The sequence below is a fragment of the Bartonella sp. W8151 genome (genome assembly GCF_016100385.1).
GTDB classification, from domain to species: Bacteria; Pseudomonadota; Alphaproteobacteria; order Rhizobiales; family Rhizobiaceae; genus Bartonella; species Bartonella apis.
Map to the genome: position 1 here is coordinate 426,486 of NZ_JACFSO010000001.1, position 12,136 is coordinate 438,621.

General features: G+C 43.6%; 11 protein-coding genes. 3 read left to right on the forward strand and 8 right to left on the reverse strand.

Annotated elements, in window-relative coordinates:
• Window positions 1-30: 30 nt before the first annotated feature.
• From H3V14_RS01950 to rfbA, 8 genes are read right to left on the reverse strand one after another with little or no spacing between them, the layout of a single operon-like run.
• Window positions 31-597 carry a D-glycero-beta-D-manno-heptose 1,7-bisphosphate 7-phosphatase gene (locus tag H3V14_RS01950; protein ID WP_198226206.1) on the reverse strand — a complete coding sequence of 189 codons (567 nt, stop codon included), beginning with the start codon at window positions 595-597 and terminating at the stop codon, window positions 31-33.
• Window positions 594-1,295 carry a nucleotidyltransferase family protein gene (locus tag H3V14_RS01955; protein WP_198226207.1) on the reverse strand — a complete coding sequence of 234 codons (702 nt, stop codon included), beginning with the start codon at window positions 1,293-1,295 and terminating at the stop codon, window positions 594-596. The genes H3V14_RS01950 and H3V14_RS01955 overlap by 4 nt, the downstream gene beginning before the upstream one ends.
• On the reverse strand, window positions 1,292-1,888 hold the full coding sequence (locus tag H3V14_RS01960; protein WP_198226208.1) for an SIS domain-containing protein: 597 nt from the start codon (window positions 1,886-1,888) through the stop codon (window positions 1,292-1,294). The genes H3V14_RS01955 and H3V14_RS01960 overlap by 4 nt, the downstream gene beginning before the upstream one ends.
• Entirely contained in the window at window positions 1,876-2,946 is a 1,071-nt protein-coding gene (locus tag H3V14_RS01965) for a GHMP kinase (RefSeq protein WP_198237165.1), read from the reverse strand. Before H3V14_RS01965 ends, H3V14_RS01960 begins: the two co-directional genes overlap by 13 nt.
• 8 nt (window positions 2,947-2,954) lie before the next feature.
• On the reverse strand, window positions 2,955-3,833 hold the full coding sequence (gene rfbD / locus H3V14_RS01970; RefSeq protein WP_198226210.1) for a dTDP-4-dehydrorhamnose reductase: 879 nt from the start codon (window positions 3,831-3,833) through the stop codon (window positions 2,955-2,957).
• A 13-nt stretch (window positions 3,834-3,846) separates the two neighbouring features.
• Complete coding sequence (rfbB, locus tag H3V14_RS01975; RefSeq protein WP_198226211.1) at window positions 3,847-4,881, reverse strand: dTDP-glucose 4,6-dehydratase; 1,035 nt, start codon at window positions 4,879-4,881, stop codon at window positions 3,847-3,849.
• Entirely contained in the window at window positions 4,878-5,450 is a 573-nt protein-coding gene (gene rfbC, locus H3V14_RS01980) for a dTDP-4-dehydrorhamnose 3,5-epimerase (protein ID WP_198226212.1), read from the reverse strand. Before rfbC ends, rfbB begins: the two co-directional genes overlap by 4 nt.
• Window positions 5,443-6,324, reverse strand: a complete 882-nt coding sequence (gene rfbA / locus H3V14_RS01985) for a glucose-1-phosphate thymidylyltransferase RfbA (protein ID WP_198226213.1) — start codon at window positions 6,322-6,324, stop codon at window positions 5,443-5,445. Before rfbA ends, rfbC begins: the two co-directional genes overlap by 8 nt.
• A 313-nt stretch (window positions 6,325-6,637) precedes the next feature.
• Between rfbA and ahcY the strand changes: the two genes are divergently transcribed.
• From ahcY to tsaE, 3 genes are read left to right on the forward strand one after another with little or no spacing between them, the layout of a single operon-like run.
• On the forward strand, window positions 6,638-8,035 hold the full coding sequence (ahcY, locus tag H3V14_RS01990) for an adenosylhomocysteinase (protein WP_210326520.1): 1,398 nt from the start codon (window positions 6,638-6,640) through the stop codon (window positions 8,033-8,035).
• Window positions 8,001-10,652 (forward strand): ATP-binding protein, encoded by a 2,652-nt coding sequence (locus tag H3V14_RS01995; RefSeq protein WP_246784928.1) that lies wholly within the window; start codon window positions 8,001-8,003, stop codon window positions 10,650-10,652. The genes ahcY and H3V14_RS01995 overlap by 35 nt, the downstream gene beginning before the upstream one ends.
• Entirely contained in the window at window positions 10,649-12,136 is a 1,488-nt protein-coding gene (gene tsaE, locus H3V14_RS02000; RefSeq protein ID WP_198226214.1) for a tRNA (adenosine(37)-N6)-threonylcarbamoyltransferase complex ATPase subunit type 1 TsaE, read from the forward strand. The genes H3V14_RS01995 and tsaE overlap by 4 nt, the downstream gene beginning before the upstream one ends.

Consider the following 12,136-nt stretch of genomic DNA (forward strand, 5'->3'; position numbering starts at 1 on the left):
GAAATCATTCTATGATCAAATCATATATTCTTAGTTGCTATTGAACAGTTTAGCCAAGTAATCTTTTACAAGAAACAATTTATTATAGTCAAACACATTTGTTCCTTTTGGATAATCTTCACAATCAAGCTTATCCTTTAGAAGTAAACAACAATTGTTCACTCCTGCGCGTTTTGCTGCTATGATATCGTTCGGGCTGTCGCCGATCATTATGGATGCTTGTGCCTGAATATCATATTTTTTGCAAGCATCTAAAATCATTCCCGGTTGTGGTTTACGACGAAAACTTTCACGTTTATATTTACCAATTCCATGTATAGGGTGATAGGGGCAATATTCAACACCGGTTATAATGACGCCATTTTCATAGAATTGTTTGATCATCCATTTCGTCAATAAATGGAAGTCCTCTTCCGTGTAATAACCGCGCCCGATACCTGCTTGATTAGTGATAACTATAATAAGATAGCCTGCATCTTCTGCAGCTTTACAGAGCTCAATGATTCCCTTACGAAAAACAAAATCTTCTATGCGATGGGTGTAGCCATGATCCTCATTAATGACACCGTCACGATCAAGAAACAACGCTTTGTTCATGAATTTTTTACCCAATTAGGTATCATTGTTTGTGCACGCTGATAATCTTCGGGTGTGCCGATATCAAGAAATGTTCCGTTACAAATATGTGCGCGTATATCAAGTGAACGAGGATGTAAGAAAATCTCGTTTTCCAGGCTAAAACTTTCGGGCATAGCTAAACGTTTTAAAAGATCTTTGCGGAAGACATAAAGTCCGGCATTGATCAAAACAGGTCCCTGTCTTTGGATTTGTGGATTAAGACCAACTATTCTGTCGCCCTCCAACTTGACTCCACCAAATCGGTCTTGAGATTTTACTTCTTTTGCAGACATGATAATGTCTGCATTCGGAAAACTGGACGAAACCTCCGCCAAGGGAGCGTTGAGCCATGTATCTCCGTTAAGTACAAATGTTTTGTTGCTAGAGCACAGCTCTAAAGCCTTCCATATTGCTCCGCCGGTGCCGAGTGGTTTTTGTTCAACGCTATAAAGTAAATCTATTCCACGATAATTTTCGCCAAGGTCATCAATAATTTTATCTGCCATATACCCAACTGCAAGAACAATGCGCTTTATCCCCTGTTTGCCAAGGTTATCAAGCAACCAATGCAAAAACGGCCTACCACTCACTGGCGCCATTGGCTTGGGTACATCGCTGACGACAGGTCTCAATCGTGTTCCTAATCCGCCCGCTAGTATGACAGCTTCTTCGATCATTCACGATCTGCTTTCGGGAATATCTCCGCTTCAATATAAGCACAGACTGTATGACCAAGTACTTCGTGGCCTTCTTGAATTCGAGGAGTCGAATTACTGGGGATACGTAGACAAACGTCGCATAACTGCAACATTTTCCCTCCGCTATGGCCGGTAAAACCGATTGTTTTTAATTTTTTTTCATGCGCCTTCTCTAAGGCTTTTATAATGTTAAGAGAGTTACCTGAGGTAGAAATTGCGACGAGAACATCTCCTTCGCGCCCCAGGGCATCGATTTGTCTGGAAAAAGAGCGTTCATAACCGTAATCATTGCCAATCGCAGTTAGAATTGACGTATCGGTTGTAAGAGCTATAGCCGCCAGGCCCGGACGGTCATAATAAAAGCGTGATACCAGTTCACCGGCCCAATGCTGGGCATCGGCCGCGCTACCACCGTTGCCACAAAACAGAATTTTATTTCCTTTTTTGAGTGTTTGAACACAAACATCGATTGCCTTGACAGTAGCATCATGTAAGTCAACGTCTTCTTGCATCGCCTGCAGAACCGATTGAGATTCTTTAATAGCGTTTTGAATATTTTTCACACATGCCATGTCACAACTCCTTCAGAGGTAAACTGTATTGTTTCAGTCCTGAAATGTTTCTCGCATAACACTGATAGAACATTTCTGCGATATTCAAGCGGCACTAATAACATGATAAAACCACCGCCGCCAGCACCTGAGACCTTTCCGGCAGTAGCACCGGCGTTAAGTGCATCGCTTACTGCATTGTCAATAAGTGTATTGGTTATGCTGTTTGACATTGCTTTTTTACTTGTCCAGCCCGAACAAAGTGCAGCACTGACCGCTGCAATGTCACCGTGCAGAATTGCGTTTTTCATTTCGACTGCAGTAGCTTTGAGTTTCAGCATAGCCTCTATAGATTTACTGTCGCCTTTCTTTACGTTATCGGTTTGCTCTTCAATAATTTTCGCACTTTCTCGACTTACACCGGTAAAGCAAAGTATTGTTTGAAGTTGTAATTCGTTAATAAACTTTTGTTTAATTCTCAAAGGATTTACAACGACAACATTATCAGAAAAAAACTCCATAAAATTGAAACCACCAAATGCAGCAGCATATTGGTCTTGTCGTCCGCCACCAAAACGCAGGTCTTCCCGTTCAATACTGTAGGCCAAAGCAGCTATGTCATATTCACCTAAAGGTAATGACAAAAGATCTGCGAGAGCCGCGACAAGGGAAACGACTAAAGTAGATGAGGATCCCAATCCAGAACCGGCCGGTGCTTCGGAATAAGTTGCTAAACGGATCGGTAAATAGGCTCCATCGAAATAATCTTTCATGATCCTTTTATAAACAGCCCGATGTAATGGTAATATTCCCTCATCAAGACGGATATCATCAATATTTCTAAAGGTTTCTTTTTTTATTAGGTCGTGACTCTGGAACTCGATATTATTATCGACACAATAACAGGCACTGGCATAGATAAAACGGTTAATGGTAGCATTCATAACCGTCCCCCCATAAAGATCACAGAATGGAGATACATCTGTACCACCTCCGGCTAGCCCAAGTCGAAGAGGTGCACGAGCACGTGCTTTAAAGTCTGGTATTCGACGTAACTGGTTATTTTTTAAAATTGACATAGTCGCGTTTAGAACCTTCCTGCATTCAGTGCTTTTGACAATTCTTCTTTCCAAGTTTCCAGATTGACCAAGAAACATTTTTTTACCAAAGAATTATCTAATAAAGAATAGGTCGGACGTCGTGCTTTTGCAGGATATTGATTGGAATTTATATTCTTTATATTTGGAACCTGACAAGCGGGATATTTATAATCGCAAAAAATTTGTCGTGCAAAATCAGCCCAATTGGTTTTTCCGTCAGGCACAAGATGAAAAATACCACGCCAATTTTGTGGTGGAATTTTACCTGTTACTTGCTTGCTGATAGCAATGATATTGTCAGCAATAAAATCGGCACTTGTTGGAGTTCCCCACTGGTCACTCACAACGTTTATTTCATCATGCGTTTGCGCCAACCGGATCATCGTTTTAACAAAATTATTTCCAAAACGGCTATAAACCCAGGCGGTGCGCAAAATGATGTGGTTTGGATTGGCTTCCATTACGCTCCACTCGCCTTCCAGCTTGGAAAGGCCATAAACGTTCAGTGGCCCTGGAGCATCATCTTCCTTATAGCCATTTTCATTTTGTCCGTTAAAGACATAGTCTGTCGAAATATGAATAATCGGCAAACTATTGTCGTGCGCGACTTCAGCAACATTTTTGGCACCGTCTCTGTTGACAGCAAATGCTTCCTGAATCTCGGTTTCGGCCTTATCGACAGCAGTATAGGCAGCGGCGTTGACAACAATATCAGGCTTATAAACCTGAACAGCCTTTGCGATTGAAGTTTTATCGGTGATATCAAGTTCGGGTCGACCAAGCGCAACAATTTCAACGCCATCTTGTGTTGAGTGCAGCATAGATTGCGCAACTTGACCATTTTTGCCGGTAACCAGAATTTTCACAGTTGTTCCCTTTTCAAGCGATTTTTGCGCGTTCTTTTAGCGGCTGCCACCACCATTTATTGTCAAGATACCACTGGACGGTTTTCTTCAAACCTGTATCGAAAGTTTCCTGCGGTTTCCAATGAAGTTCTGTCATGATTTTTGTTGGATCAATCGCATAACGCCTGTCGTGTCCGGCCCGGTCTTTAACAAATGTAATGAGTTCCCGATAGGATTTTCCATTTGCACGGGGCTTTAGTCCATCAAGAATGTCACAGATAGATTCGACAACCTGAAGATTGGTTCGTTCGTTATGTCCGCCAACATTATAGCTCTCGCCTATTTTGCCATGGCAGACAATTGTTTCCAAAGCCCGTGCGTGGTCTTCGACATAAAGCCAATCGCGAATATTCTTTCCTTCACCATAAATAGGCAGTGGCTTTTCATCAAGCGCGGAGAGAATAACAAGCGGAATAAGTTTCTCGGGAAAATGGTATGGACCATAATTATTTGAACAATTGGAAATAACAGTTGGCAACCCATAGGTATGATGCCAAGCACGCACCAGATGATCCGATGAGGCTTTCGAGGCAGAATAAGGAGAAGACGGGTTATACGGTGTTTGTTCGGTAAAAATACCACTATCAAATGGCAGATCTCCGAAAACTTCATCGGTAGAAATATGGTGAAAGCGAAACGTTGCTTGTCGGGCAGGATCCAATTTTTCAAAATAACGGCGCGCTGCTTCCAATAAGCGAAAAGTGCCTACAATATTTGTCTCAATGAACGCTGATGGCCCGAGAATCGATCGATCTACATGACTTTCGGCGGCAAGATGCATAATGGCATCGATTTGTTCGTTTTCCAAAATTTCAAAAACAGCATCACTGTCACAGATATCCAATTGATAGAAATGGTAATTTTGTTTACCAACCAATGTTTTTAAAGACTGAAGATTTCCTGCATAGGTCAGCTTATCAACATTAAAAACATCATATCCTTTATTAACAAGATGTCGGCACAATGCCGACCCGATAAAGCCTGCACCGCCAGTCACAAGAACTTTCACTTTGTCATCTCCGCGAAATCGAAGAGCTCGGCATCTTTTAAAAATGGTGCATTTTTGTCTTTTTCTGAAAGCTCGACATGGGTAAGGTCGATCGGCCATTTGATCGCTATGTCAGGATCGTCAAAACGTATAGAGCGATCGCATTCGGGAGCATAATAGTCTGTGACTTTGTAGACAAATTCACAATTGTCCTCAAGAGTTAGAAAACCATGAGCAAACCCCGCTGGAATATAGAACTCGTTCCATTTATCAGGTGAAAGTTCAACACTCGTCCATTTGAGAAAAGTTGGTGAACCGCGTCTTATATCAACGGCAACGTCAAATACACGTCCTCGTGTTACACGAACGAGTTTTGTTTGTGCGTGCGGGGTAAGTTGGTAATGCAATCCCCTCAAAGTACCAGCTTTGGCAGAATAAGACTGATTATCTTGAACAAAAATATCCTTGATACCATGAGCCGAAAAATCTTTGGCATTATAAGTTTCAGAAAAAAAGCCGCGATTATCTCCGAATTTTTTAGGCTGAATTATAAAAACATCGGGAATAGGCGTTTTATTGACTTCAATCATTACCGATCTCCGTAACGAGACGTTTCAAATATTCTGCATAGCCGGTTTTGCCTAGTTGATCAGCCCGTTTTAAAAGCTGATCAGTTGTTAGATAACCGGCATTATAAGCGATTTCTTCGGGGCACATTACCTTGATGCCTTGTCGTTTTTCAATTGCTCTAACGTAAGACGATGCATCATGAAGGCTATCATGAGTACCCGTATCAAGCCATGCGTATCCGCGTCCAAGTCGGACAACCTGTAAACGCTTTTCAGTAAGATATAAGCTATTGATATCGGTTATCTCGAGTTCTCCACGAGCAGAAGGTTTTAAATCTCGCGCAAATGAAACGACATCATTGTCATAAAAATAAAGTCCGGTAACAGCCCAATTGGAGAGTGGTTTTTCCGGCTTTTCAACAAGTGATTCTGCCATACCTGTTTGCTTATCAAAACTTACAACGCCATATCGCTCGGGATCATCGACACGATAGGCAAATACCGTTGCGCCGTTTTTGAATGATTTCGCTTTTTCAAGCTGGTTCACAAGGCCGTGACCGAAAAAAATATTATCGCCAAGCACAAGTGACACATGGTCATCACCTATGAATTCTTTGCCAATTTTAAAGGCTTCGGCAAGGCCATTCGGATGGGCTTGTTCGGCATAGGAAAAATTAATTCCGTAAGCGCTGCCATCGCCCAATAAATGATGAAACAACGGGAGATCACGCGGCGTCGATATAATAAGGATATCACGGATTCCTGCCAGCATAAGAACACCAAGCGGATAATAGATCATCGGCTTATCATAAATTGGCAAAAGTTGCTTTGAAATTCCCAAAGTTGCCGGATAGAGTCTCGTTCCGCTCCCTCCAGCAAGAATAATCCCCTTCATGCCAATAGCCTCATTTGAATAGTTTTTTGAAAACAAGTAAAATGCTATTTAGGTGTTTCACTAAATATATCCACAAAGAGTTCGAGAAAAAATCAAGTCACAAATTCCTATATCTATTGCAACAAAGTTTATCATAAAACGCATGAATGCGCATCTATATAACAAAGATATAAGAGCAATTTTTACGTCTTATGTCTATTTTTTAGTCACCTGTCAAAATCATAATTGGCATAAAGATCTCTTTATATCCCTGTTGCGCCATTGTTCGACATCTGTTAAATCACCGAAAGCTAAAATCTTCAAGGAGTGCATAATGGCTGCCAAAGAATATATTATCAAGGATATCGGCCTTGCCGACTATGGTCGCAGAGAACTCGATATTGCCGAAACTGAAATGCCGGGTCTGATGGCCTGCCGTGAGGAATTCGGCTCCTCTCAACCGTTGCGTGGCGCCCGCATTTCCGGTTCACTGCACATGACAATCCAGACAGCCGTTCTTATCGAAACGTTAAAAATGATCGGTGCAGATTTGCGCTGGGCTTCATGTAATATTTTTTCAACGCAGGACCATGCTGCCGCAGCAATTGCCGCAGGTGGTACACCCGTTTTTGCCGTCAAGGGCGAAACACTTGAACAATATTGGAGCTATACTGATGCTATTTTCCAATGGCCGGATGGCAAGCCTTCCAATATGATTCTTGATGATGGCGGTGATGCAACAGCTTATATCCTGACCGGTGCCCGCGCCGAAGATGGAGAAGATGTTCTTTCAAAGCCGGAATCCGAAGAAGAGGCAATCTTTTTTGCTCAAATCAAAAAACGCATGAAAGAAACACCCGGCTTCTTCACCCGTCAACGTGATGCCATCAAAGGTGTGACTGAAGAGACAACAACAGGTGTTCATCGTCTCTATCATTTACAGGAACAAGGGTTGCTTCCGTTCCCGGCAATCAACGTCAATGACAGCGTGACAAAATCCAAATTCGACAACCGTTATGGCTGTAAAGAATCGCTGGTTGACGGTATCCGCCGCGGTACCGACGTGATGATGGCTGGTAAAGTTGCTATTGTTTGCGGCTATGGCGATGTTGGTAAAGGTTGTGCTGCGTCGCTTTCTGGTGCCGGTGCTCGTGTCAAGGTTACCGAAGTTGACCCGATTTGCGCCTTGCAGGCAGCTATGGATGGCTATGAGGTTGTAACACTCGAGGATGCCGCTCCGACCGCCGACATTATCATCACTGCAACGGGAAACCGTGACATTGTTCGTCTTGAACATATGCGGGCCGTCAAGGATATGTGCATTATCGGCAATATCGGGCATTTTGATAACGAGATTCAGGTTGCTTCGCTGAAAAACTTGAAATGGACAAATATCAAGCCGCAAGTCGACATGATTACATTTCCGGACGGAAAACGCATTATCCTTCTTTCAGAAGGGCGTTTGCTTAATCTTGGCAATGCAACAGGGCATCCTTCTTTCGTTATGTCGGCCTCTTTCACCAACCAGACATTGGCCCAGATCGAATTGTTCACACGTGGCGAGAATTATAAAAATCAGGTCTATGTTCTGCCGAAACATCTTGATGAAAAAGTTGCTCGTCTGCATCTTGATCGTCTTGGCGTCAAGCTCACGAAACTGTCGGAAGAGCAGGCTGCCTATATCGGTGTGTCGGTTGATGGCCCGTTCAAGCCTGATCGTTATCGCTACTAAAACCGGTATCGCTGAAAGAAACCAAACTATATTTATTATTAAAGGTCGGGTAAAAATGCCCGGCCTTTGTTTTTTTGAAGATACTTCACCTGAAAAGCATAGACATGTATGGTTAAAACTGATTCGGCTAGATATAATCGAGAAATCAACTTTGCAGGCAAAAGGTGGATATAAAAGCAAATTATTGTCGGGGATTTTCTCGGGCCTGGTTGCTTTATTCTGTTTTCCTGTAACGTCTATTACAAGTCACGCTGCCGGTCTTCACGCGCTTTCCGATTTTGACAGCTCAAGCCTTCAAATAGTTGTTTTTGGTGGCGTTATTGTTGCGGCATTTATTGTTTGTCTGGGCATTTTCAATCGTTTTTCGTCAAAGAAGCTGATTGAAGAGAACAACAATCAAATCGACTATTTGCAAAAAATTGATAATTACGAACTTTTGCTGACACATAGCGGGCAATGTGCGGTTATCTGGAAAACGCCGGTTGCTCTCCCCGAAATAATCGGCCACATGGTTGCACTTGATAAAGCGGGCATAAATTCTCAGGACATATTAAGGTTTGGACAATGGCTTGATGAGAATGAATTGCGCGTTCTTGACGATGCGTTGACCCATTTGCGACAGGATGCACAAACGTTTACCCTTTATCTTAAGACGAAACAAAAAACATTGGTTGAAGCATCCGGTCTTATTGCCGGAACTGCTGCAGTTTTGCGTTTTCAGGATCTTTCCGACCGACAGGAACAGCTTGCACAGATCGAGAAGGAAGCAGCTTTCACAAAGACGATGCTTGCAATGCGCAATGTTCTTCTCGAGGCACTTGATGAGCCTGTATGGCTTATCAATAAAGATAATAGAATTATTTATGCAAATCGTGCGTTTCGGAAAGCCAGCGGTTATGACCCCGAGAAAGCACAGGATGTTTCATTGTTCAATGAAACGACGCGACAGAAACTTCTGGAAAGTAAACCGCTTTTCAAAGGACCGGCCTATGCCATTGTTGAAGGCGATCGGAGGCTCCTTGAAGTCACACAAGTGACTTCCGAAGACGGTGTTGCAACATTTGCTCATGATATCAGCGCCATGGAAGAAATGTCGGAAGAGATGAAGCGCATGGCGCGCGGACACTCCGAAACACTTGACCAGATTTCAACAGCAGTAGCCATTTTTGGTCCCGATCAAAAACTGAAATTTGCCAATCAGGCTTTTGCAACGCTCTGGCCGTTGGATACGGTTTTTCTTGAGAGTGAACCCAGTCATACCCTGCTTCTTGATCGTTTGCGGGAAGAAGGCATCATTGCTGAAAAACCGGACTGGAGGGGGTGGAAGGAAGAACTTTTTTCTGCCTATCGTTCGGGTGAACCGAGCCAGCAAATCTGGAATTTGCCGGATGGTCGCACGCTCAGGGTACTTGCAAGCCCGCACCCGCAGGGTGGCGTGACATGGCTTTTTGAAAATCTCACTGAAAAAATTGATCTCGAACGGCGTTATAACAGCCTCATTGAAATGCAAGGTGAAACGCTGGATCATCTCTCGGAAGGTGTTGCCTTGTTTGGTCCGGACGGGCGTGTGCGTCTTACCAATCCGGCGCTAGCCAAATTATGGTCTTTACCCACCGAGCTCACAGTTGAAGGAACGCATATTTCAAAACTTCAGGCTGAATGCGCGCAAAAAACAACGAGCAACGCATGGGATACATTCGGAGCATTTATAACCGGGTTTAGCGAAAATCGGGATGCCATTTCGGGGCGTATGGATTTAACAAATGGTGTTATTCTTGATTATGCCTTGGTGCCTCTGCCAAATGCACAGACCATGATGACCTTTGTCAATGTGACGGATACAGTCAATATCACCCGTGCATTGCAAGAAAAGAACGATGCATTGCGCAGTGCCGACGCATTGCGCAGCGAATTTGTTCGCCATGTGTCTTATGAATTGCGTACTCCCCTTACCAATATTATCGGCTTTTCCGATATTTTGCAGAGCGGACTTTTCGGCACTGTCAATTCCCGCCAGCAGGAATATCTCAAGCACATCGCCTCTGAATCGGGTGCACTTCTTGATATCGTCAATGATATTCTTGACCTTGCCAAACTTGATGCGGGCATTATGGAACTTGATATTAAAGATGTCGATATTGCCGCTTCAATGGCTTTTGCAACAGAACGCACGAAAGAGCGTCTCGGTACCCGTCCGGTAAAAATTGAAGAAAAAATTGAAGACGGCCTCACGACGATTCCGGCAGATCAGGCTAGGCTACGGCAGATTTTTGTCAATGTATTGAGCAATGCCGCCAATTTTGCTCCCGACAATAGTGTCATTACCTTTTCTGCCAAAAAGGACGGAAACGACATTGTCTTTTCTGTCCATGATGACGGAGCGGGGATTCCGGAAGAAATTCTTGATACTGTTTTCAATCGGTTTTCATCTCATGCCCATCATGGTTCACGTGCCGGAGCAGGGCTTGGTCTTTCGATTGTCAAAAGCTTTGTCGAGCTTCATGGCGGCAGCGTCACAATAGAAACGGGGAATGCAAAAGGAACAACCGTTTTTTGCCGATTTCCGGCTGAACGCCCTTCACCAGTAACGTTGCTTCAATCAGAGGAAACAGAATGATTTTCAGTTTATTTCTTGAAGATGAAAAAGCAACCGAACGCTTCGGCGAGGATTTTGCGCTAGCCCTTGAAAAGGGTGATCTCGTTACACTTGAAGGGGACCTTGGAACAGGAAAAACATCGCTTTCCCGTTCTATTGTTCGCACATTAGCAGATGATGACGGAATGGATGTTCCAAGTCCAACCTTCACACTTGTTCAAGTCTATGATTTGCCAAAATTTAGCCTCACCCATGCCGATCTTTATCGCATCAATGAACCGGAAGAAATTGATGAGCTTGGCTTTGAAGAGGCGCGAGGGGATGGAGTTGTTCTTGTCGAATGGCCGGAAAAAGCCGAAGGAGAATTGGGAAAGGCAGATTTTGCCATTTTTCTTGAGCATCAAGGAAATGGTCGAAAAATAACGATTGAAGCGGAAGGCCGTGCTGCAGACCGTCTCAAGCGTTCACTTGAAATAAGAGAATTTTTAAAATCCAATCACCGTGGCAATTTCAAACGCCGTTATTTCACCGGTGATGCTTCGGCGCGTTCCTACGAGATTATTTATGGCAAGGATGGTCATGAGATTTTGATGAATGCGCCGGCAATGGAAATGCCCGAACAAAATGGCCAGTCTTATGGGAAAATTGCCCATCTTGCGACATCGGTCAGCCAATTTGTCGGTATTGACCGGCTAATTTTGAAAAATGGTTTCGTAGCGCCAAAAATTTTAGCGCAAGATTTAAAAAACGGTTTGCTCATTACCGACGATCTTGGGCGGGACGGCGTGCTTGATGAAGAGAGGAAGCCGATTGAAAACCGCTATATCGAATCGGGAAAATTGCTTTCTTCATTTCACCAGAAAGAGTGGCCCGAACATCAAAAATTCGATGATCTGACACTTGATATACCGGCTTATGATCGGGGGGTCTTGCAGGCTGAAGTTTCCCTTCTTCTTGACTGGTATTTCCCTTACTCTACCGGAACAGAGATAAGTCATTCCCTAAAGGAAGAATTCTATCGGCAATGGGAGCCATTTTTTGAAATTTTTGAACAGGCAGAACGAAGTTTTGTTATGCGCGATTATCATTCGCCAAATATTATCTGGCGGGAGAATGAGCAGGGCTTGAAAAAAATAGGTCTCATTGATTTTCAGGACGGGCAAATTGGCCCAACAGCCTATGATGTTGTGTCACTCGCCCAGGATGCGCGTGTTGCTATTAACCGCCCGCTTGAGGAGCGTATTATCAAGGCTTATTGCGATGAACGCAAAAAGGGCGCGCGTATCTTTGATGAAGAAGAGTTCAAACTGGTCTATGCTATTGCTGGTGCGCAACGCGTTTCCAAAATTCTCGGTATTTTTGTTCGTCTTGACAAGCGTGATGGCAAGCCCGCTTATTTGAAACATTTGCCGCATTGCCGCGATTATCTGAAGCGCAACCTTGAACATCCGGCTCTTTCATCATTGCGTCAATTCTATATTGTCTCGAAACTGGTTGAAGAGTGA

What these genes read in the sequence shown, in the direction of transcription:
- H3V14_RS01950 (WP_198226206.1), bottom strand. Translation starts at nt 597, where the DNA reads ATGAACAAAGCGTTGTTTCTTGATCGTGACGGTGTCATTAATGAGGAT.
- H3V14_RS01955 (WP_198226207.1), bottom strand. Translation starts at nt 1,295, where the DNA reads ATGATCGAAGAAGCTGTCATACTAGCGGGCGGATTAGGAACACGATTG.
- H3V14_RS01960 (WP_198226208.1), bottom strand. Translation starts at nt 1,888, where the DNA reads ATGGCATGTGTGAAAAATATTCAAAACGCTATTAAAGAATCTCAATCG.
- H3V14_RS01965 (WP_198237165.1), bottom strand. Translation starts at nt 2,946, where the DNA reads ATGTCAATTTTAAAAAATAACCAGTTACGTCGAATACCAGACTTTAAA.
- rfbC (WP_198226212.1), bottom strand. Translation starts at nt 5,450, where the DNA reads ATGATTGAAGTCAATAAAACGCCTATTCCCGATGTTTTTATAATTCAG.
- rfbA (WP_198226213.1), bottom strand. Translation starts at nt 6,324, where the DNA reads ATGAAGGGGATTATTCTTGCTGGAGGGAGCGGAACGAGACTCTATCCG.
- ahcY (WP_210326520.1), top strand. Translation starts at nt 6,638, where the DNA reads ATGGCTGCCAAAGAATATATTATCAAGGATATCGGCCTTGCCGACTAT.
- H3V14_RS01995 (WP_246784928.1), top strand. Translation starts at nt 8,001, where the DNA reads ATGGCCCGTTCAAGCCTGATCGTTATCGCTACTAAAACCGGTATCGCT.
- tsaE (WP_198226214.1), top strand. Translation starts at nt 10,649, where the DNA reads ATGATTTTCAGTTTATTTCTTGAAGATGAAAAAGCAACCGAACGCTTC.